At 34.5% G+C, this 22,427-nt stretch carries 21 protein-coding genes and 1 tRNA gene; 13 read left to right on the forward strand and 9 right to left on the reverse strand.

The window, feature by feature from the left end:
• The first annotated feature begins 125 nt into the window (after nucleotides 1-125).
• The 6 genes from gcvP (at nucleotide 126) to EV145_RS12730 (ending at nucleotide 8,221) form a co-directional block, all read left to right on the forward strand.
• On the forward strand, nucleotides 126-2,975 hold the full coding sequence (gcvP, locus tag EV145_RS12705; RefSeq protein ID WP_133525564.1) for an aminomethyl-transferring glycine dehydrogenase: 2,850 nt from the start codon (nucleotides 126-128) through the stop codon (nucleotides 2,973-2,975).
• Between the two features lie 881 nt (nucleotides 2,976-3,856).
• The gene (locus EV145_RS12710; protein WP_133525565.1) at nucleotides 3,857-4,915 is read left to right on the forward strand and encodes a 3-oxoacyl-ACP synthase III family protein; all 1,059 of its coding nucleotides are present in this window, start codon (nucleotides 3,857-3,859) and stop codon (nucleotides 4,913-4,915) included.
• A 255-nt stretch (nucleotides 4,916-5,170) separates the two neighbouring features.
• On the forward strand, nucleotides 5,171-5,698 hold the full coding sequence (locus EV145_RS12715; RefSeq protein ID WP_133525566.1) for a methyltransferase: 528 nt from the start codon (nucleotides 5,171-5,173) through the stop codon (nucleotides 5,696-5,698).
• 85 nt (nucleotides 5,699-5,783) lie between these two features.
• A complete protein-coding gene (locus EV145_RS12720) occupies nucleotides 5,784-6,632 on the forward strand; it encodes a glycosyltransferase (RefSeq protein WP_133525567.1) in 849 nt (282 codons plus the stop codon).
• Nucleotides 6,633-6,713: 81 nt separating this feature from the next.
• The gene (locus tag EV145_RS12725) at nucleotides 6,714-7,463 is read left to right on the forward strand and encodes an MlaE family ABC transporter permease (protein WP_133525568.1); all 750 of its coding nucleotides are present in this window, start codon (nucleotides 6,714-6,716) and stop codon (nucleotides 7,461-7,463) included.
• Nucleotides 7,460-8,221 (forward strand): ABC transporter ATP-binding protein, encoded by a 762-nt coding sequence (locus EV145_RS12730; protein WP_133525569.1) that lies wholly within the window; start codon nucleotides 7,460-7,462, stop codon nucleotides 8,219-8,221. Before EV145_RS12725 ends, EV145_RS12730 begins: the two co-directional genes overlap by 4 nt.
• A 72-nt stretch (nucleotides 8,222-8,293) precedes the next feature.
• Here the strand turns inward: EV145_RS12730 and EV145_RS12735 are convergent, their stop codons facing one another.
• The 6 genes from EV145_RS12735 to EV145_RS12760 form a co-directional block, all read right to left on the reverse strand.
• Nucleotides 8,294-8,899, reverse strand: coding sequence for a hypothetical protein (locus EV145_RS12735; RefSeq protein ID WP_133525570.1), 606 nt, complete (start codon nucleotides 8,897-8,899; stop codon nucleotides 8,294-8,296).
• Between the two features lie 164 nt (nucleotides 8,900-9,063).
• Nucleotides 9,064-9,660 carry a SprT-like domain-containing protein gene (locus EV145_RS12740; protein ID WP_133525571.1) on the reverse strand — a complete coding sequence of 199 codons (597 nt, stop codon included), beginning with the start codon at nucleotides 9,658-9,660 and terminating at the stop codon, nucleotides 9,064-9,066.
• A gap of 12 nt (nucleotides 9,661-9,672) precedes the next feature.
• Nucleotides 9,673-10,041 carry a four helix bundle protein gene (locus tag EV145_RS12745; RefSeq protein ID WP_133525572.1) on the reverse strand — a complete coding sequence of 123 codons (369 nt, stop codon included), beginning with the start codon at nucleotides 10,039-10,041 and terminating at the stop codon, nucleotides 9,673-9,675.
• A gap of 40 nt (nucleotides 10,042-10,081) precedes the next feature.
• Complete coding sequence (locus EV145_RS12750) at nucleotides 10,082-10,759, reverse strand: SDR family NAD(P)-dependent oxidoreductase (RefSeq protein ID WP_133525573.1); 678 nt, start codon at nucleotides 10,757-10,759, stop codon at nucleotides 10,082-10,084.
• Between the two features lie 38 nt (nucleotides 10,760-10,797).
• Nucleotides 10,798-11,739, reverse strand: coding sequence for a M20/M25/M40 family metallo-hydrolase (locus EV145_RS12755; protein ID WP_133525574.1), 942 nt, complete (start codon nucleotides 11,737-11,739; stop codon nucleotides 10,798-10,800).
• 111 nt (nucleotides 11,740-11,850) lie between these two features.
• Nucleotides 11,851-12,993: an acyl-CoA dehydrogenase family protein gene (locus EV145_RS12760; protein WP_133525575.1), complete on the reverse strand. Its 1,143-nt coding sequence runs from the start codon at nucleotides 12,991-12,993 to the stop codon at nucleotides 11,851-11,853.
• Between the two features lie 483 nt (nucleotides 12,994-13,476).
• Between EV145_RS12760 and EV145_RS12765 the strand changes: the two genes are divergently transcribed.
• From EV145_RS12765 to EV145_RS12775, 3 genes are all read left to right on the forward strand, one after another.
• Nucleotides 13,477-14,052, forward strand: a complete 576-nt coding sequence (locus EV145_RS12765; RefSeq protein ID WP_133525576.1) for a chalcone isomerase family protein — start codon at nucleotides 13,477-13,479, stop codon at nucleotides 14,050-14,052.
• 152 nt (nucleotides 14,053-14,204) lie between these two features.
• Entirely contained in the window at nucleotides 14,205-15,431 is a 1,227-nt protein-coding gene (locus EV145_RS12770) for a Glu/Leu/Phe/Val dehydrogenase dimerization domain-containing protein (protein WP_035650584.1), read from the forward strand.
• A 319-nt stretch (nucleotides 15,432-15,750) separates the two neighbouring features.
• Complete coding sequence (locus EV145_RS12775) at nucleotides 15,751-16,686, forward strand: energy transducer TonB (protein WP_133525577.1); 936 nt, start codon at nucleotides 15,751-15,753, stop codon at nucleotides 16,684-16,686.
• Nucleotides 16,687-17,075: 389 nt separating this feature from the next.
• Here the strand turns inward: EV145_RS12775 and EV145_RS12780 are convergent, their stop codons facing one another.
• Both EV145_RS12780 and EV145_RS12785 read right to left on the reverse strand, forming a co-directional pair.
• Nucleotides 17,076-17,471: an ExbD/TolR family protein gene (locus EV145_RS12780; protein WP_115889911.1), complete on the reverse strand. Its 396-nt coding sequence runs from the start codon at nucleotides 17,469-17,471 to the stop codon at nucleotides 17,076-17,078.
• 3 nt (nucleotides 17,472-17,474) lie between these two features.
• Nucleotides 17,475-18,170 carry a MotA/TolQ/ExbB proton channel family protein gene (locus EV145_RS12785; protein WP_133525578.1) on the reverse strand — a complete coding sequence of 232 codons (696 nt, stop codon included), beginning with the start codon at nucleotides 18,168-18,170 and terminating at the stop codon, nucleotides 17,475-17,477.
• Nucleotides 18,171-18,301: 131 nt separating this feature from the next.
• Here EV145_RS12785 and EV145_RS12790 point away from each other — a divergent pair, with 131 nt between their 5' ends.
• From EV145_RS12790 to EV145_RS12800, 3 genes are all read left to right on the forward strand, one after another.
• Nucleotides 18,302-19,537 carry a bifunctional folylpolyglutamate synthase/dihydrofolate synthase gene (locus EV145_RS12790; protein WP_133525579.1) on the forward strand — a complete coding sequence of 412 codons (1,236 nt, stop codon included), beginning with the start codon at nucleotides 18,302-18,304 and terminating at the stop codon, nucleotides 19,535-19,537.
• A gap of 107 nt (nucleotides 19,538-19,644) precedes the next feature.
• The gene (locus tag EV145_RS12795) at nucleotides 19,645-20,457 is read left to right on the forward strand and encodes a hypothetical protein (protein ID WP_133525580.1); all 813 of its coding nucleotides are present in this window, start codon (nucleotides 19,645-19,647) and stop codon (nucleotides 20,455-20,457) included.
• Nucleotides 20,458-20,617: 160 nt separating this feature from the next.
• A tRNA-Val gene (locus EV145_RS12800) sits at nucleotides 20,618-20,695 on the forward strand.
• Nucleotides 20,696-20,800: 105 nt separating this feature from the next.
• Here EV145_RS12800 and EV145_RS12805 read toward each other — a convergent pair.
• Entirely contained in the window at nucleotides 20,801-21,691 is an 891-nt protein-coding gene (locus EV145_RS12805) for a winged helix-turn-helix domain-containing protein (protein WP_133525581.1), read from the reverse strand.
• A gap of 180 nt (nucleotides 21,692-21,871) precedes the next feature.
• On the opposite strand from EV145_RS12805, the gene EV145_RS12810 reads away from it, so the two are divergent.
• Nucleotides 21,872-22,411 carry a hypothetical protein gene (locus EV145_RS12810; RefSeq protein ID WP_133525582.1) on the forward strand — a complete coding sequence of 180 codons (540 nt, stop codon included), beginning with the start codon at nucleotides 21,872-21,874 and terminating at the stop codon, nucleotides 22,409-22,411.
• Nucleotides 22,412-22,427: the final 16 nt, after the last annotated feature.

Raw genomic sequence — 22,427 nt, forward strand, 5'->3', positions numbered from 1 at the left:
TAATAATACTTAATTTTGCGCCACAAAAAAACAACACATTTACTATAAAATGTAATTAACCCTGTGAAATCGTATAAAAACACGCGGCAAATTACTTTTGATCTTTAAAAAATAGACTGCTACAAATGAAAACAGATGCTTTTGCTTTAAGACACATTGGTCCAAGAGAAACAGATCTTCAACACATGTTACAAACAATTGGTGTTGAATCTATTGAACAACTTGTTTATGAAACCCTTCCGGACGATATTCGTTTAAAAGCGCCTTTGAATTTGGATCCTGCAATGACAGAATACGAATTTGCAAATCATATTCAGGAATTAGGAAAGAAAAATAAAGTATTCAAATCGTATATTGGTTTGGGTTATCACCCAACTATCGTTCCTGCTCCAATTCAGAGAAATATCTTTGAAAACCCAGGATGGTATACTGCTTACACACCTTATCAGGCAGAAATTGCTCAAGGTCGTCTTGAAGCAATTTTAAATTTCCAAACTACTGTTATTGAATTATCAGGAATGGAAATTGCCAATGCATCTTTATTAGATGAAGGAACTGCTGCTGCAGAAGCTATGGCTTTGTTGTTTGACGTTCGTACACGTGACCAAAAGAAAAACAATACAAACAAATTCTTCGTTTCTGAAGAAATTTTACCTCAAACTTTATCGATACTTCAAACTCGTTCAACTCCAGTTGGAATTGAATTAGTTGTTGGAAACCACGAAACATTTGATTTTTCAAATGAGTTTTTTGGAGCTATTTTACAATACCCAGGAAAATATGGTCAGGTAAACGATTATACTGCTTTTGTTGCTAAAGCAAAAGAAAATGAAATCAAAGTAGCTTTTGCTGCTGATATTTTGTCATTAGCTACTTTAACTTCTCCGGGAGAAATGGGAGCTGCAGTAGTAGTTGGAACTACACAGCGTTTTGGTGTACCAATGGGTTACGGTGGTCCTCACGCTGCTTTTTTTGCAACTAAGGAAGAATACAAACGATCTATGCCAGGTCGTATTATTGGAGTTTCGATCGATGTTAACGGAAACCGTGCTTTACGTATGGCTTTAGGAACTCGTGAACAACACATTAAACGTGAAAAAGCAACTTCAAATATTTGTACAGCTCAGGTTTTATTAGCTGTTATGGCCGGAATGTACGCGGTTTACCACGGACCAGAAGGATTAAAATACATTGCAAACAAAGTGCACGCATCGGCAGTTACTGCTGCTGAAGCTCTAAATAAATTAGGCGTTTTCCAAACCAATACGGCTTACTTTGATACTATTTCAGTAAAAGCTGATGCTCAAAAAGTAAAAGCTGTTGCTGAGAAAAACGAAGTAAACTTCTTCTATGTTGATGCTGATACGATTTCGATCTCATTCAACGAAACAACTTCTGTTGCTGACATCAATCAAATCATAGCCATTTTTGCTGAAGCTACAGGAAAAGAAACTTTTACTGTTTCTGAATTAACTACAGCAAGTCAGTTACCTGCTTCATTAGAAAGAACGTCTTCTTTCTTAACGCATGATGTTTTCAACAATCATCATTCAGAAAGTCAGATAATGCGTTACATCAAAAAGTTAGAGCGTAAAGATTTATCATTGAACCATTCGATGATTTCTTTAGGTTCTTGTACGATGAAATTAAACGCAGCTTCAGAAATGTTGCCTTTATCAATGCCAAACTGGAATAGCATCCACCCTTTTGCACCAGTTGAACAAGCTGAAGGTTATATCACGATGCTTAAAAAATTAGAGGAGCAACTAAATGTAATTACTGGATTTGCTGGAACAACATTACAGCCTAATTCAGGAGCTCAAGGAGAATATGCTGGTTTAATGGCTATTCGCGCTTATCATATGTCTAGAAACGAAGGACATCGTAATGTATGTTTAATTCCATCATCAGCTCACGGAACAAATCCTGCTTCTGCAGCTATGGCCGGAATGAAAATCATCGTTACTAAAACGACTCCGGAAGGAAATATTGATGTAGAAGATTTAAGAGAAAAAGCAATTGAACACAAAGATGATTTATCTTGTTTAATGGTAACTTATCCATCTACTCACGGAGTTTTCGAATCTTCAATTATTGAAATCACAAAATTAATCCACGACAACGGCGGATTAGTATATATGGACGGTGCAAACATGAACGCGCAAGTTGGATTAACAAATCCTGCTACAATTGGCGCTGACGTTTGTCACTTAAACTTACACAAAACATTCGCTATTCCTCACGGAGGCGGTGGACCTGGAGTTGGACCAATCTGTGTGAACGAAAAATTAGTTCCGTTCTTGCCAACAAACCCAATCTTAAAAGTAGGTGGTGAACAAGCGATTACAGCTATTTCATCTGCACCTTACGGATCAGCTTTAGTTTGTTTAATCTCTTACGGCTACATCACAATGATGGGCGCTGAAGGATTAAAAAGTGCTACAGAACACGCTATTTTGAATGCAAACTACATGAAAGCACGTTTCGAAGGACACTATCCAATTCTTTATACCGGAGAATGTGGAAGAGCGGCTCACGAAATGATTTTAGATTGTCGTTCATTTAAAGAAAACGGAATTGAAGTTGGTGATATCGCAAAACGTTTGATGGATTACGGTTTCCACGCTCCAACGGTTTCTTTCCCGGTAGCAGGAACTTTAATGATTGAACCTACTGAATCTGAAGATTTAGCAGAATTAGATCGTTTTTGTGATGCACTTATTTCAATCAGAAAAGAAATTGAAGCGGCAACAGCTGATGATAAAAACAACGTATTGAAAAATGCACCGCATACATTAGCAATGTTGACTACTGACAACTGGGCTTTCCCTTATACAAGAGAAAAAGCAGCTTATCCATTAGAGTACATTGCTGAAAATAAATTCTGGCCATCAGTTCGTCGTGTAGATGATGCATACGGTGACAGAAACTTAGTTTGCAGCTGTGCTCCTATCGAAGCTTACATGGAAAACTAAGAAATAAGTTTTTCTAATTATATCAAAACCCGACAGGTCTCAAAACTTGTCGGGTTTTGTTTTTTTGTTTCAAGTTTCAAGTTCGAGCGCAACGTGAAACCTGAAACCTGAAACTTGAAACTTGAAACATTTATAATCTGGGCGTGCCAGTATTTAAAAAAAGGCCTAATCAACTTTGCGCTTATAAGGCCTTTTCTTAAATACTGTCGGGCTATCCGCGCTACTTCGGTAGCTAGCTCCTATCCCTCACGCGGAAGAAACGACAGGTTTTCAAGAACAATTGTTTTTATAATAACTTTTTACGACAAAGTATGTCATTCCGAGGAACGAGGACCCGAGCGGTAGCGAATTGGCAAAGCAATCCCCGCAAGTAGCTCCGTTCCAAATAGCCAATCTTTGTCGAGTTTCTTGCGGGGATTCCTCGTTCCTCGGAATGACATACTTTACTTAAAAATATAATAATTAAGATTTTTTTGGAAGCTCCAGAGGAACAAAAGATATTGTAGGGATGTCCCGAAGCTTCGGGATCAATCCATTCTAAGCACAGTAATTCGCCAATCTTTGTAGAGCTACTTACGGGGATTCCTCGTTCCTCGGAATGACATACTTTATGAAATTCCCGCAATGGAGAAACCTGAAACCTGACTCGAGAGCTTTGCTCGAACAGGGGAAGCAAACCTGAAACAAAAAAAACTTTCCCTCACATTCCATTTCAAACGTTTGAAATCTCGGAAAAATTAAAAAATCATTAAAAAATAACCATTATATCACCTAAAAAATTGTTATTTCATAATTATATGCATGCATAGTATTTTTTATGATAGTTATCATGAATTTATTTATACTTTAGCAATAAATTTATCGGATAATTAAAGGAAGAAATGAAAATAAAAATCATTGGCATTGGGAGTTATATTCCTAATTTAGAAGTAAAAAATACAGACTTTGACAAACATATTTTTTTGAATGAAGATGGAACTCCTTTTGGTTACCCGAATGAAGTCGTTATAAAAAAATTTAAAGGCATCACCGGAATTCAAAACCGCCGTTATGCTGAACCAGAATACACAGCATCTGACTTAGCATTTTTTGCAGCCGAAAAAGCAATTGCAAATGCAGGAATCGATGCTGAAACTTTAGATTACATTATTTTCGCACATAATTTTGGAGACGTAAAAACTGGAACGCATCAAACCGATATTTTACCAAGTTTAGCCACTCGTGTTAAAAATAAATTAGGAATTAAAAACCCTAAATGTGTGGCTTATGATATTCTTTTTGGATGTCCGGGCTGGATTGAAGGCGTGCTTCAGGCCAATGCTTTCATCAAATCTGGAATGGCGAAAAGAGTTATGGTAATTGGTGCCGAAACTTTATCAAGAGTTGTCGACGATCACGATCGTGATTCGATGATTTATTCTGATGGAGCCGGAGTTTCAATCTTAGAAGCCTCAACCGACGAAGCTGGCCTTTTATCTTATGAAAGTGCCACTTATGCAAATGATGAAGCAAATTACCTTTATTTCGGAAAATCATATAATCCAGATTTAGATCCGGATATAAAATACATTAAAATGTATGGACGTAAAATTTACGAATTTGCTTTAAGCAATGTTCCGTGCGCAATGAAAAGCTGTTTAGATAAAAGTGGCATTTCGATTGATGAAGTAAAGAAAATCCTTATTCATCAGGCAAACGAAAAAATGGACGAAGCAATTATCGAACGTTTCTACAAATTATACGATAAAACAGCACCTAAAGATATTATGCCAATGAGCATTCATGATTTAGGAAACAGCAGTGTTGCAACTGTTCCTACTTTATACGACTTGATTCTTCAGGGAAAAATTGAAAATCATGAAATCAACAAAGGCGATGTGATTATTTTTGCTTCAGTTGGAGCAGGAATGAATATTAATGCTTTTGTTTACCGCTATTAAAATACTTTTTTATGTAGGTAAATTAAGTTTAATAGCCTGAGTGAAATAATCTCGCAAAGACGCGAAGTCGCAAAGTAATTATTTATAAAAACTTTGCGACTTCGCGTCTTTGCGAGAGATTCATTTCGTTTTTTCAAATACTTGATAAATTGACTTCCATCAAATTAAAAAACACAAAAAAGCAGATAACTTTGTATATTTGCGACCTAAATAATTAAATCAAGAACGATAGCTTGTTCGTTCCTCGCAATAACTATGTACGAAAAAACGTTTCCGAATAAAAGATTCAAACTTACCTTAGAGTTTTTACAAAAGCACGTTAGCACATCAGAAACCATTTTTGATTTTGGTGTACCAAATCCGTTTTCAAAAATAATGGAAGAAAATGGCTATACTGTAAAAAACACAAAAGGCGAAGATTTAGACAACGATCAAAGGGCGCTACAAACAGAAGATTATACTGTTTTTACTGCTTTTGAAATTTTCGAACATTTACTAAATCCTTACACCATTTTACAAAACGTAAAATGTGACAAACTGCTAATTTCAATTCCGTTGCGCTTATGGTTTTCACCAGCATATCGTTCTAAAACTGATATGTGGGACAGACATTATCATGAATTTGAAGACTGGCAGTTAGACTGGCTTTTAGAAAAAACGGGATGGAAAATAACAGATCGTTTACAATTTACACATCCGGTAAAAAAGTTTGGATTCAGACCTTTATTAAGATATTTCACCCCGAGATATTATATTGTTGTTGCTGAAAAAGTTAAGAATTAAGATTCCAGATTAACGATTTTCGATTTTTGATTTAGATAACACCAAAAAATCTAAAATCTAAAATCTAAAATCTAAAATTTTTCACATGAAGTATTACATCGTCATTCCCGCACATAATGAGCAAGACCTTATTGGCTTGACCTTACAATCTTTGGTTTCACAAACTGTTTTGCCATCAAAAGTTATAGTCGTAAATGACAATTCTACAGATAAAACCGAAGAAGTTGTACTGAGTTTTGCAAAAGACAATCCATACATTTCTGTTGTAAACAAAACTTCAGATGCTATTCATATGCCAGGAAGCAAAGTAATTCAAGCTTTTCAAAAAGGTTTCGAAACTTTGGATTCTGATTATGATATTATTGTAAAAATAGACGGCGATTTAATTTTTCCTCCTAACTATTTCGAAACCATAATCAGACATTTTGAATCGGATCAAAAAATCGGAATGGTTGGCGGATTTTGCTACATCGACAAAAATGGCGAATGGGTTTTAGAAAACCTGACCGACAAAGATCACATTCGCGGTGCATTAAAAGCGTATCGAAAAGAAACCTACAAACAAATTGGCGGTTTAAAACCTGCAATGGGTTGGGATACTGTAGATGAATTATTGTGCAAATATTATAATTGGAAAATAGTTACCGACGAATCTTTGCATGTAAAACATTTAAAACCAACTGGCGCAAATTACAACAAAACAGCTCGTTATAAACAAGGCGAAGCTTTTTACACTTTAGGTTATGGTTTTTGGATTACTGCAATTGCATCAGCAAAATTGGCGATGATGAAGAAAAAACCATTTCTCTTTTTAGACTACATTAAAGGATTTATGAAAGCTAAAAAAGCAAAAGCGCCTTTATTAGTTACCCCTGAACAAGCTAAATTTATTAGAAATTATCGTCTGCAGAAAATGAAACAAAAGCTTTTTTAATCTTAAAAAAAATTAAAAAACTGCAAACTGAAACTGTAAACTGTAAACTAATCCTTAATTTAGCCAATATTTCTAAAACTTATGATGCTAATTCGTTATTTATCTCAAATAGGAAGATATTTTTTAATGCTGAAGGAAATTTTCAATAAACAGACCAAATGGCCTGTTATGAAAAATTTGATATTCAAAGAAATCGACGATTTAATTATAGACTCTCTTGGCATCGTTTGCTTCATCTCATTCTTCGTTGGAGGAGTTGTTGCGATTCAGACGGCGCTAAACTTAACTAACCCATTAATCCCAAAATATTTAATTGGTTTTGCAACTCGTCAATCGGTGATTTTGGAGTTCGCTCCTACTTTTATTTCGGTAATTATGGCTGGAAAAATGGGATCTTTTATTACTTCAAGTATCGGAACAATGCGTGTTACAGAACAAATCGACGCATTAGAAGTTATGGGTGTAAATTCACTTAACTATTTGGTTTTCCCAAAAATCATTGCTTTACTATTGTATCCATTTGTTATTGGAATCAGTATGTTTTTAGGAATTTTTGGAGGATGGCTTGCCGGTGTTTATGGTGGTTTTACAACAAGTGATGCCTTTATTGCGGGAGCACAAATGGATTTTATTCCGTTTCACATTACTTATGCATTTATTAAAACCTTAATATTTGCCATGTTACTAGCAACAATTCCATCTTTCCATGGTTATTATATGAAAGGCGGAGCGTTAGAAGTTGGTAAAGCCAGTACGGTTTCGTTTGTTTGGACATCAGTATCCATCATTCTTTTCAATTACATATTAACCCAATTGTTATTAGGATCATGATAGAAGTAAAAAATTTAGAAAAATCATTTGGCGACAGTAAAGTTCTAAAAGGAGTTTCGACCATTTTTGAAACTGGAAAAACGAACTTGATTATTGGACAAAGTGGATCTGGAAAAACAGTTTTATTAAAAAGTTTACTCGGAATTCACACACCGGACTCAGGAACAATTGCTTTCGACGGAAGAATTTACGCTGATTTAAATCCAGATGAAAAAAGAGAATTAAGAACTGAAATTGGAATGGTTTTTCAAGGAAGTGCTTTATTTGATTCAATGACAGTTGCTGAAAATGTAGCATTCCCGCTAAAAATGTTTACCAACGATAACAAAGTTAAAATTAAAGAACGCGTTGATTTCGTTTTAGAAAGAGTGAATTTAGTTGATGCACATAAAAAACTTCCATCTGAAATTTCAGGAGGAATGCAGAAACGCGTGGCGATTGCACGCGCGATTGTAAATAATCCAAAATATTTGTTTTGTGATGAGCCAAACTCTGGTTTAGATCCGAATACTTCAACTTTGATAGATAACCTGATTCAGGAAATTACCAAAGAATACAATATTACCACTGTAATTAATACGCACGATATGAACTCGGTAATGGAAATTGGCGAAAATATTGTGTTCTTAAAAAAAGGTGTAAAAGCTTGGCAGGGAACGAAAGAAGAAATCTTTAAAACAGATAATAAAGATATTGTCAAATTTGTTTATTCTTCAAATTTATTCAAAAAAGTAAGAGAAGCTTATTTGAAAGGATAAACTCTTTTAAATCTCAATATTTAAAATCCCAAATTCCAATTTTGATAATGTTGGAATTTGGGATTTTCTTTTTTAGTAATGTTTGCATAATCCAAAACCTACTGATACGCCAACACCTACAAAAGTATATTTCCCAATATCTCCAAAAAGTTTGAATCCAACACTCGGAATTAACACATTGTATATCAAATTAGATCTTTTTTTTGAGTAAAATCTTTTATAATTGGCTTCAAAAGGAAACCCATAAAAACCTATAGTTGAAACTGTACGTATTCCATCAAAATCTCGGCTTTCTAACTCCAAATTATTTCGGCTAATTCCTGCTGAAATACTATATGAATGATGTTCTTTTACCCAACGCCTACCGTACATCAAGGCAAGTTCGACATTATCTTCTGACTTGTAAACCGATGGGGCAATAATAACCGGGCCATCATTTTTTCTTCTATAGCCAGCTGAATTAATATATCTAAAAGTAAACAGGCTTTCTCCCAATTGATAATTGAGTCCAACACCGCCAGAAACGCCAAGATTTTTAACAACTGATGGTCCACCAAAACCTTCAAAATATATAATCGGATTTGTTTTTTCTTCTTTTTCCAAATTAGAAGTCTCTTGTCCCAAAACAAAATTTGAGAAAACCAACACAAAAAATAAGCTGAGTAATATTCTTTCCATAAAAAATTAATTTTTTCAAATATATGGTAATTCTACAAATGTAGAACAAATTGTATTTAAAATTAATATTAAATTTCTTATGACAAATCCCAACAAAAAAATCCAAATTTCAATCTCATATAAAATTGGAATTTGGATCTTTCTATTTTGAAATTTTTAAACCTTTAATCTATCAGCTCAACTTCAGCATTTGGATTAAAAAGATACGTTTTTCCTGAGCTTATTTCGATGCATTCAAATCGCTTTGTACGAACGGCTAATTTCTTAAATACTTTCCCGTTTTTAATTCGGAAAACACTTCCGTACGGAATTTCAAAAACATAATTTTTATCACTGTTTGCGTCAAATTGTTTTAATGCCAATGACAAAGTCGTATCAGTATCACTGCTTGCAGACGGGTTTTTAAAATGCCTCGCAAGCAAAGGCAATATCTGACCTGGAAATATTTCTGGCCGAATAAAAGGAACCATCAAACGCTGAAAGGTATATTTCCACTCATTTCCATGTGGTTTTATATTTCTTCCGAATTTTTCGAATGCAACTAAATGCGAGATTTCATGAATAAGCGTAATCAAAAAACGGTACTTATTTAAGCTCGCATTCACCGTGATTTCATGCTTTCCACTTGGTCCGCGTCTATAATCACCATGGCGCGTTTGACGTTCGTTTACAATTTTCAAGTGCACCTGATTGGCCACTATCAAATCAAAAACGGGTTTTACCGCATGTTCGGGAATATATTTAGCTAAAGTATCGCTCAAAATAATTATAAATTATGAATTATGAGTTATGAGTTTCTTTTTGGATGTCATTATAATACTTCTAATGATTTTCAACACTTCATTACATTGCTGATGAATTGAATAAAATTCAATCACAGAAATATAACTTGTTTCTTTTAAAATTTCGAGCCAATACATCGATTCATCACATTCTTTCTGAGCGATTGACAATTTATGAATAAAATCAGCTTTGCTTTGAGCATTCATAGCTTCTCGAACATTGGCACCAACTGAAGTAATAGAACGTAAAAATTGCTTACTCATTACAAATTCCTTCTTTTCAGAAATTAGCCATTTATAAAAATTAACTCCTCTTATAGCTAACTCAAAACTTTTAATCTTTACAATACTCTCACTCATAATCAAAACTCATAATTCATAATTCATAACTTATAACTAATTAAGGGTTTGTTGACGAAACTTCTAAAACCTTCCCATTAAAATATTTGTTTCCGTTAAGAGTAAAATCATAAATATAAGTTGCCATTCCTTCTGCCGAAATTGGTGCTTGATAACCGGGGAAAGCTTCATTCAGCATTTCGGTCTGAACAGAACCTAAAGCCAGAACATTAAATGAAATTCCCTTTTCTTTATATTCTTCAGCCAATAATTCGGTCAAAGTAATTACCGCACCTTTACTTGAACTGTAAGCAGCCAAACCAGCAAATTTTAAACTTCCGCGAACTCCGCCAATAGAGCTTATCGTTACTACATGACTCCCTTTTTGTAAATACGGCAGACAAATTCTGGTAAGATTGGCTACAGCAAAAACATTCACTTTATAAATACGTTCAAAATCAGCTTGAGTTGTTTCTTCAAAAGGTTTCCAAATTAAAGCGCCAGCATTATGCACAACTGCATCAACTTTTTTCCAAGTCGAAGAAAGAAAATTTTCTACTTCTGTTAAAGCAGTTTCATCAGCCAAATCTATTGATAAGCAAGTAATATTTTGATGTTCTAAGAGTGCTTTTGGAATTTTTCTAGAAATTGCTAAAACCTGATTTCCCGAATTAGCAAACTGTAATGCTAGTTCATAACCAATTCCTCTACTTGTTCCAGTAACTATAATATTTTTCATACTGCAAAAATAAGCAAATCCAATAAAAAGCGATGTTATTAATTCATTGTTATTTCTTCTGTAGGTGTAGAAGCAATCTTAGTGACAGCAGGTAAAAACTCCTGAATAAACGAGGTCATATGCGAAATATCCATCACTTTAAATTCGTCTGAAACATGATGATAAAAATCAAAATTCTCAAAATCGAAAGTACTTATTGACTGGCAAGGTTTTCCAAAAGCCTCAAAAAAGGAATAATTATCAGATCTGTAAAACAATTTATACTCTGCTTCTTTCGGCAAAAAGCCAATTGTATTTTTTCCCGTATATTCATTAATTTTCTGCGCCATATTCGATTTGTCAAAACCAGTTACATAGGCTAAATAATCGCGTTTCATTGGCACACCAATCATTTCGATGTTCAATTGTGTATATAAATTGAAATTTCTCTTTTTCAGCTTTTCAACTAAACTTTTAGAACCTAACAAACCTTTTTCTTCTCCAGCAAAAAACACAAAAAGAATACTGCGTTTGTTCGATTTTGTCTTAGCAAAATATTTGGCCATTTGCGCTACGGCAGTTACACCAGAAGCATCGTCATTGGCACCATTATTAATTTTATCTGCTTGTTGTTTTGTTTCCAAACCTATATGATCATAATGTGCACTCAAAACCACAAACTCCTTTTTTAAAATCGGATCTGATCCTTCTAAAACGCCAACAATATTATAAGCAGGAGATTTAAAATTCGTCAAAGTATCGCGATAAGTTGCAAAATAGGGCTTGATTTTATTCTCTTTAAAAAAGTCTTCTAAAAAAACGGCCGCTTTTTCGATTCCTTTTGTTCCGGTTTCTCTGCCTTCTAATTCATCTGAAGAAAGATATTTTAAAAAATCTGAAACTTCAGTCTGTGAAACTTTATAATTTACCTCACTAACCTTGGAAGTATTTGATTTACATCCTAATAAAATAAACGGAACAAGAAAGTATACTAGTTTCATAAGTGCTTGGTTTTTATGATTTGATATTAGTTTGCTGAAAAGTAATAAAAAAACCCTTTCGAACCTGCAAAGGCTGAAAGGGTTTTAATTCTATTCTATTTAATATCAAATTTATCCTGCGATAACTGATCTTGAAATTACGATTTTTTGAATTTCAGAAGTTCCTTCGTAAATCTGAGTAATTTTTGCGTCGCGCATAAAACGCTCAACATGATATTCTTTTACATAACCATTTCCACCATGAATCTGAACCGCTTCTACAGCAGTATCCATTGCCACTTGCGAAGCAAATAATTTTGCCATCGCACCGCTCACGTCGTAGTTTTTATGTTGATCTTTATCCCAAGCCGCTTTCATACATAAATGACGTGCTGCTTCGATATTAACTGCCATATCTGCCAATTTAAAAGCAATTGCCTGGTGGTTGCAGATTTCTGTTCCGAAAGCTTTTCTTTCTTTAGAATATTTCAAAGCCAGTTCATAAGCTCCTGAAGCAATTCCTAATGCCTGAGAAGCAATTCCGATACGGCCTCCAGCCAAAGTTTTCATCGCAAATTTGAATCCGAAACCGTCTTCTCCAATTCTGTTTTCTTTTGGAACTTTCACATCACTAAACATTAAAGAGTGTGTATCAGAACCACGGATTCCCATTTTTTGTTCTTTTGGTCCAACTGAAAAACCTGGCATATCCTTAGTCATGATCAAAGCATTAATCCCTTTATGCTTTTTCTCTGGATGCGTTTGCACAATTACCAAATAAACCGAAGCCGTATTACCATTCGTAATCCAGTTTTTTGTTCCATTTACTAAATAATAGTCGCCCATATCAATACCAGTGGTTTTTTGAGAAGTTGCATCACTTCCTGCTTCTGGTTCACTTAAGCAAAAAGCTCCATGAATTTCTCCAGATGCTAAACCTGGCAAATATTTTTGTTTTTGTTCTTCTGTTCCAAATTCTTGTAAACCCCAGCAAACTAATGAATTATTTACAGACATTACAACAGAAGCCGATGCATCAACTTTAGAAATTTCTTCCATTGCAATTACGTACGAAATAGCATCAAGTCCGCTTCCTCCGTATTTCGGATCAACCATCATTCCCATGAAACCTAATTGTCCCATTTTCTTTACTTGTTCTGTCGGAAAAATTTGTTTTTCGTCACGCTCAATAACACCAGGCAGCAATTCGTTTTGAGCAAAATCTCTAGCAGCCTGCTGAATCATTAAGTGTTCTTCGGTAAGGTTAAAATCCATAGTCTTGTTTAGTTTATTGTTTTTTTGAACCAAAATCGAAAACTTTCGTTGATGGAACTATTTTTTGTTTTTAAAAATGTTTTTCTGCTTAAAAAAGGCTTTCAAAGATAAATGTTAAAAGTCAAATTAACAATGCATGCATATAAAATTAATAGATCAGCAAGAATTACGATAACGTTTTCGTAATAATTCGGCATTTTGAAAAAACTAACAGTAATACTTCAAGGATTTCTTTAAAATTTAAGAATATAATTGCATATCAAAAAGGCATTATTTACAAAGTTTTAGTAAATTTTAGGTAAAAAAGTGCGCAACCGGTTTTAGAACAAGTATTTGTACGTAAAACAAGTCTTACTAAATTGATAATGAAAGATATACAATTAAAAAAAATAAGAGACTTTAATAAAAAACATGTATTTTTAGAGGGCAGAATTTAGAAATTAAAAGTATTTTTGCCCAAAAACAAAAAATATCGATAGAAGTATGAGAAAGATTTTATTATTACTTGCACTTATTTTCAGCGTGCAATTTTCGACTGTTTCGGCACAAGCACAACTAGAAGTAAATGGAGTTACAGTTCCAAGAAAAATTGAAGTCCAAAATAAAACAATGCAGCTAAATGGTGCTGGCGGAAGATCAAAAATGTGGTTGGAAGTTTATGTTCAGGCACTTTATTTATCGCAACTAAGCCAAGACCCAAAATTCATTATTGACAGTGATACTGAAATGGCTGTGAGAATTGAAATCACCTCTTCTATGGTTTCTTCAAACAAATTGACAAAAGCAATGAATACAGGTTTTGAAAAATCTGCAGGAAGCAATCTTGAGGCTTTGCGTCCAAGAATTGAGCAGTTCAAAACTTATTTAAGTGATGCGATAACAGAAAAAGACGTATTTATTTTATTTTACAACCCGCTTGATCAAACCGTTAACGTCATTAAAAATGATGTTCCAAAAGGAAAAATTACAGGATTTGATTTTAAACAAGCATTATTCGGAATCTGGCTTTCAGACAAACCAGTTGATGAAACTTTGAAAAAACACTTATTAGGAATATAATTCTGAATTTCTTAAAAAGATTCGAAATCCGAAAGCCGAAAACCTTATAGTTTTCGGCTTTCTTTTTTTTCTTTCATTAAATTTGCAATAAAATACATTATTCGCATTATTCTATTTTATACTTTTACGCAAAATAAACATATCTCAACAAAATGAAAGATTTATTACAGCAATTTGAAAATAAGGAACCTGAAATTGTTTTTAACTGGAAAGATTCTGAAACTGAGGCTGAAGGATGGACAGTTATTAATTCGCTTCGCGGAGGAGCTGCCGGAGGCGGAACTAGAATGAGAAAAGGCTTAGATATGAACGAGGTTTTGTCTTTGGCCAAAACCATGGAAGTTAAATTTTCAGTTTCTGGACCAGCAATTGGAGGCGCTAAATCTGGAATTAATTTTGACCCAAATGATCCTCGCAAAAAAGGTGTTTTACAACGCTGGTACAAAGCAGTTTCACCTTTATTAAAAAGTTATTACGGAACTGGAGGCGATTTGAACGTTGATGAGATTCACGAAGTTATTCCAATGACAGAAGAATGTGGTGTTTGGCATCCGCAGGAAGGTGTTTTCAACGGGCATTTTAAACCAACTGAAGCTGATAAAATCAACAGAATTGGTCAATTGCGTCAAGGAGTTATCAAAGTTATTGAAAACCCAAAATTCTCTCCAGATGTAACTAGAAAATATACCGTTGCTGATATGATTACGGGTTATGGAGTTGCTGAAGCTGTTCGTCATTTTTATGCTACTTACGGCGGTGAAATTAAAGGCAAAAAAGCAATTGTTCAAGGTTTTGGAAATGTTGGATCTGCAGCTGCTTTTTATTTAGCAGAAATGGGCGCAAAAGTAATCGGAATTATTGACCGCGACGGAGGATTGATTAAAGAAGAAGGTTTTTCGTTTGAAGAAATCAGAACTTTGTTTTTAAATAAAGACGGTAACAAATTAGTTGCCGAAAATATGATTCCGTTTGAAGAAATTAATTCTAAAATCTGGACAATCGGCGCTGAAATTTTCACTCCTTGTGCTGCTTCAAGATTAGTAACTCAAGCACAGATCGACAATTTAATTGCAAACGGATTAGAGGTTATTTCATGTGGTGCAAATGTTCCTTTTGCCGACAAAGAAATTTTCTTTGGATCGATTATGGAAGAAGTGGATCATAAAGTAAGCTTGATTCCTGATTTTATTTCAAACTGCGGAATGGCGAGAGTTTTCGCTTATTTCATGGAGAAAAAAGTACAAATGACTGACGAGGCGATCTTTAATGATACTTCAGAAATTATAAAAAATGCAATTGTAAAGGCACACGCTTTAAGTTCATCAAAAACAAATATTAGTGCAACTGCTTTTGAGATTGCATTGAAACAATTAGTATAATTTTTTATACTTTCATTCTAAACGAGCTAATTTATTTAGCTCGTTTTTTTTTACTTAACCGCGAGGTTCGTAAAGGTTTACGCAAGGAACGCCAACTTATTTCTCGCAAAGTCGCGAAGTCGCGAAGTTTTTCTTTTTAAGTTTTCTTTTCGGCTTCGTGGCTTTGAGAGATTAAAAACAAACCGCTTAGCGAACTTTACATGGCTCTTTGCACTCTTTGCGGTTAAATTCCTTCTTTCATTCTAAACAATTTTTACTACTTTTAAACGTTTTTATTTAATACAATTACATAATTCAGAATCGAAATAGTTCAATGAAAATGAACCCCTATAAAATTAATCCAAACCGAGCAAGTGTTTCTAGTTCTTCTGATAAGAAGAAATCATTAGCGCTTACTACTTTAATATATACCGCATTAATTATTTTGCTGTTCTTCATACGTTTTTGGCCACCATATAATCCAGAAAACAATGTTGCGCTTGCTGATGGCGGTGGTGGCGGTGGTGGCGTAACTATAAATTTTGGCGACAGTGATTTAGGTTCGGGAGCAAATTACAAAAGTGAAGTTCTGGATGTAAAAAACAATGTAAAACAAACGCCCGCAAAAGCTGCTCCAGAAGAGGCAATAGTTACTCAGGAAAACACAACAGCTGATGAAACAGATGTAGTTGTTCCAGCAAAAGAAAAACCAAAAAAACCTGTTCCAATCACAAAACCCGAAACTAAACCTGTTCCTGAAAAACCAAAAGTTTCGAACTCTACAAACGATGCTTTGTCAAGTATTTTGAAAGGTTCGAACAAAGGTGGAGATGGTGATGATAAAGTTGCCGGAAATAAAGGAAAGTCAAACGGAAGTTTGAACTCTAAAGGCTATTATGGATCCGGAGGTTCTGGCGGAGGAACCGGAGGGGGTAACGGAACCGGAAATGGAATTGGTACCGGAAGCGGTTACGGAGCAGGAAGCGGTGGCGGTTCTGGCGGCGGATCAGGGTATTCGTTAGGAAATAGAAAAGCATTATCGAAACCGGCACCAAAATACAATTGCAATGAAGAAGGAAAAGTTGTAGTTGAAGTAACGGTAGATCAAAACGGAAAAACAATTAGTGCAACAGCCGGAATAAAAGGAACTACAAATACGGCAAGCTGCTTATTAGATCAAGCGAGAATTGCAGCAATGAATACTAAATGGGAATCTGATAGTGATGCTCCTGTTAAACAAACTGGCAAGATTATTTATAATTTTAGTTTGAATTAAAACACGGATTTACTTCGTCTGTTCGTCCTTCGGACTCGAGTCACAAATTTACACGAATTAAAAAAGGCTTTCTGATAATTATCAGAAAGCCTTTTTTAGGTTTTATTTCGTCCAGTATGTCAGAAATGACAAGATTGTGTTACATGCTGGTGAGATTGCTTCATTCCTCGCAATGACATGCTTTATGGTTACTTTTACATTAATCTTTCCCCTTGCTTCTTGCTTCTATCCTCTTTCTTCTATATTCTATACTCTCTTTTCTAAGCGTGAGGGATAGGAGCTAGCTACCGAAGTAGCGCGGATAGCCCGACCGCAATAAAAAAATGGGCGAATCAACGTTTTGCTGATTAGCCCATTTTTTTATTGTGGTCACGCCCTGATAATTATTTTTACTTCGGACTTGTAGCTATTACAAACTTCAAATTGTTCTTCACTCCTATCTGCAAAACATCAACTAAATCTTGAACCTGCAAATTAAACGGAATTCGAACTACAACTGTCTGTTCTTTGTTTGTTCCTATTTTTGACATTAAACTCGTTTCTAGATTTTCAAAATCAACTGGCTCTTTGTCGATATAGAATTTTTTATCTTCGGTAACCGATAAACTGATTAACTGTTTATTGGTCTTTTCATTTGCTTTGGCTTTTGGCAACGTCATTTTAATCACATTAGGATTTGCCAGCGTTGAAATAATTAAGAAAAACAACAGCAGGAAAAACATAATATCACTTAATGACGAGGTAGCAACCTCAGCGTGAAATCTTCTTTTTCTTTTAATAGACATAGCTTATGCTCTTTGAATTATATTGACAAATTCTAATATTTGTTTCTGAATTTTTAAAGCAAAATCATCAATTTTTCCGTTCAATAAATGGTAAGCGCTATAAGCAATAATCCCCACGATTAATCCAGAACCTGAACTGATCATTTTTTCATATAATCCTCCAGAAATATTTCCGATACTAATATTTTCTGTAACCGAAATACTGTAGAAAATTTTGATTACTCCAGAAATTGTTCCAATAAAACCAAGCGTTGGCGCAATACCCGCAATAAGTCCAAGATGTCCAAGACGTCTTTCCATTTCTCCAATTTCGATATCAGCTGCGCGGTCCATATTTGATTCAATTTCGGCAATTGGTCTTCCAATTACCAGAACGCCTTCTTTCAAAATATTTCCGGCAGCAGTATTGCTTCTTTCAACAATAGTTCTTGCTAATTCTATATTTCCAGAATTCAATTTATCTCCAACATCTTGCATTAATCGGCTGTCAATTTGCGACGCTTTACTGATGTACATATAACGCTCAAAAATGACATAAATAGTATAAAACAATAAAATAGCAATTGGTATAAGAAAGACACCACCTTTTAAGATAAAGTCTAAAACTGAGATTTCGTTATTTGGGGCAATTTTTTCGATAACTACGTTAGATGCTGCGTTTGCGATTGTATCTGTTTGTAATTGAATGAAGCTAAACATATTTTAATTCTGGTTTTTATGATTAATTCTAAAAAAAATATTTGAAATTTGCACTAAAGATAATTTTCGCTGTTATATTAAACTACAAAAATCGAAATTTATTTCAATCAACAACTATTTTATCCAAATAAATGAACTATCAAGAGACCACCAATTGGATGTTTAATCAGCTTCCAATGTATCAGCTGCAGGGCGCTTCGGCCTATAAAGAAGACTTGACCAATATTAAATTGCTGGCTGCGCATCTTGATAATCCGCAAGATCATTTAAAGTGCATCCATGTTGCGGGAACAAACGGAAAAGGTTCAACTTCGCACATGTTGGCTTCGGTTTTGCAGGAAGCTGGATATAAAGTTGGATTGTACACTTCGCCACATTTAAAAGATTTTAGAGAAAGAATCAGAATAAACGGCCAGGAGATTTCAGAAGATTTTGTAATCGAATTTATTGGTAAACACAAAAGTTTTTTTGAAGCCAATGATTTGAGTTTCTTCGAAATGTCTGTTGGTTTAGCTTTCGATTATTTTGCTGCAGAAAAAGTTGATATTGCTGTTATCGAAGTTGGTTTGGGCGGAAGATTAGATGCTACTAATATTATTACGCCTTTAGTTTCGGTAATTACAAATATAGATTTAGATCATACCCAGTTTCTTGGAAATACGCCAGCCTTGATTGCAGGTGAAAAAGCCGGAATCATAAAACCAAATGTTCCGATTGTTATTGGTGAATATACAAATGAAACGCAACCTGTATTTTTGGCAAAAGCCGAGGAAAACAAGGCACCGATTTACTTTGCTTCCGATTTAATTTCAGAAGTTTTCCCTTCTGATTTAATTGGAGATTATCAATTTCACAATAAGAAAACGGTACAGCAGACCATTCAAATTTTAAACGAAACAACCCATTTTAAGGTTTCTGAAGAAAGTTTGAAATCAGGATTATTGCAGGTTGTAAAAAACACAGGACTTCAAGGCAGATGGCAACAGCTTGGTGAGAATCCGAAAATCATTTGTGACACTGCTCATAATCAACACGGACTTGCCGTTGTTATGAAACAGCTTCAAAAAGAAACTTACGAAAATTTACATATTGTTCTAGGTGTTGTAAACGATAAAGACTTAGATTCCATTTTACCGCTCTTTCCTAAAAAAGCACATTATTATTTCTGCAGACCCGATTCTTCGAGGGGGTTAAGCACTGAAATACTGCAAGATACAGCCAAAAAATATGATTTAATTGGCGAAAAATATGATTCGGTTGAAAAAGCATTTTTGGAAGCAAAGAAAAACGCCACAAAAAATGATTTCATTTATGCCGGCGGAAGTACATTTGTAGTGGCTGAACTCCCATTAAATAACGAAAGTTAAATTTTGGTCGAAAACCAGCTTCAAAATTCATAATAATTTTATAACTACTTGATTTTTAATATTTTAAATTTGTTTAGTTTTTTTTAATAACCAATACAAATTTAAACATGAAAAAGAGAAAAACCCTTGCTATAGGGATCATCACACTGATGATTCTTATTGGCGCGAAAATCAGCGCACAGGAAAAAGAAAGTGAAAAACCTGTATTTATTACGGTTACAACTTTGCATCGGAATTTGGATTCTAAACTGAAAGCCAAAGACTGGAAAGCAGCAGAACAGGAATACTTTGATAAAGTTACCAGCAAAAACGATCTCATTATTGGATCAGAAATTATCACTCATTACTACACTGATGATAATACTGAAATTGTTTTAGTCAATGTTTACAGAACTTGGGAAGACATTCAAAAAGCCAATACTGTCAGTGATGATTTAATTAAAAAAGCATGGCCGGATGAAAAGGCCAGAAAAGCTTTTTTTGAAAAATATGATGCTTTTTATAGTCCCGTGCATTCTGATGAAATTTATCAAAGCGTGACTTCTATTGGCAGGAAAGAATACAAAGACGAAACTAAAAAGCCAATGATTGTTTATTTGCGAAAATCACAGCTGAGCATGAAAGGAGATTCAAAAAAGGCAAAAGAATTCAATGACAAAATCACTTTTAAAGATCCTTATATAAAAGCCTATTATCCGTTAAGACATTCATGGGGTTCCAATAGTACTGATTTTCTTGAAGTTTTTTACTATGATTCTTTAGCCGATCTAGAAAAATCAAGTGATAAAATAGACGAGCTCATCAAATCGAATTGGCCAAATGAGAAAGATGCCGATGCTTTTTTTGATGAATTAGAAAAATCTTTTACCGGAAAACACAGCGATTACATTTATAGAAACGTTCCATCGCTTTCAAAATAAAAAATAACCAAAAAAATTACGTTTATAACAAATTCTACATCAGCAAGATAGAAAACACATTAAAAAAACTTTAAATTTTTAGTGTGTTTTCTTTGCAGAACTCAAAAACTAGCGTATATTTGCACTCGCAATCACGAAATGATAGCAACCTAGTAAAATAGGGCGATTAGCTCAGCTGGTTCAGAGCACCTCGTTTACACCGAGGGGGTCGGGGGTTCGAACCCCTCATCGCCCACCAAGAAACTCCTTAAGAAATTAAGGAGTTTTTTTTTATGTTTTTTTTCTGAAACTATGCTTCCCTTTTATGGGCACGAATTGCAAATCTGCGCTATCAGATCGCTGCCTAAGAGGTAATATTAAGCTTATATCCTTTGCCACGTACAACATCAATTTTAATGTTCGGATCACATTCCAGTTTTTTTCTAAGTTTTGATATGAACATATCCAAACTACGGCCCACAATAACACCTTCATCTTCCCATATTTCTTTTTGGAGTCGGCTTCTTTCTATGGTCTCATTGGGAGATAATGCAAAAATGAGCAATACACGGGTTTCCGTTCCAGTGAGGTCTAATGTGTTTTCATTTATGATCAGCTTACGATTCTTTGCATCAAACACCACCGAGCCTAAAGTGAACAAACTAGTAGAAGAATCATCACGTAAAGTTACTTTCGGCTTAACCGATCTAAAAAAAATAAATCCAACAAATGCTAAAAATGACAGGCCAGCCAAAAAATATTTATTCTTTGCTGTATTTATACCCAATGGTTTAAATTTGATGTTAATCACGTAACATGCTTTGGGCTGCTTTCTTCCTTTACATGGTACAATATCATCTTTCTTATTTTTTGATATAGCATATCCATAAGCTATACTGGTATTACCACAATTCACTACGTTAACAACATAATCACTTGCGAGTGGATCTTTGGCTAACAAACGCTGGGTAATATTCACCAATGAGTCTGTTTGAAAAGTAAACTCATTCTCAAACCTGATCTGGTATTGATTTTCAGCGATCTTTTTTACGGGAAGAACCCTAGATGTATTATCTCCCGACTGTAAAAGTAATTCATGTCCAATTCTGCGGAGCAAAATTTCCCTTCTTGCGATAGCAAAGTCGTCACTATCAGTCATACCGAAAGCTGCACAGATTGCAGATATAAACAAAAGCAGTATCAATCCAAAGAGGAACTTGCCTTTCTCGGATATGAGATTTCGATTCCAATGCATAGTGTCAAGTTTTTATTTACAAAGTTTACATTTTTATTTACAATCTAAGTTCCTCTGGCTGAAATATATCAAAGTAATTTTGTTACACCAACTTCAAAAGGGTATGAAAAATAAAAAGAATGCCTTACATAAGCAAGATTTATCAGGAGATAGATCTATTTAATTAAAACTATAAAAAATATGAAAAAAATCATTTATGCGCTGATTTTACCGCTGGTTGCAGTAAGCGGTCTAGTGTTTGCTAATTCCGAAATTAAGAATGAAACTCCTAAAAAACCAACTTCAAAAACACTCTCTGCAGCTGAACGGAAAGTCGAACTGAAAAAATGGGAAGCTACCCCTGATGGTATAAAGGTCAAAAAGTGGAAAGCGTCTCCCCAAGGTAAAAAAGTTCTTGCCGATATTGCTAAAATAAGCAAGCCTATAAAAACCTTTACCAATATGGAAGCTGTAGTAACCTCACTTTCTCTCCCACCAGGATCACAATTAGGTTTCGGAGTGATGGTCAGGATTAATGGTGGGGATTATATTCTTAGATTTGAGCCGCAAATGTCTCAACTTGAGCAATTGCAGAGCCTGAAAGTTAACGACAAAATAATTTTAAAAAGCCATAGCATATCGTACGCACCCAAGTATTCCTATTCAATACTATCGGGCGACTATGTAGAACGAGATAGTAAAGTAATTTATAAACGTGTCGCTAGCGAAGACGGTTGTTAAGTACTAAATTAAAACT

The organism is Flavobacterium sp. 245 (assembly GCF_004362055.1).
Lineage (GTDB): Bacteria > Bacteroidota > Bacteroidia > Flavobacteriales > Flavobacteriaceae > Flavobacterium.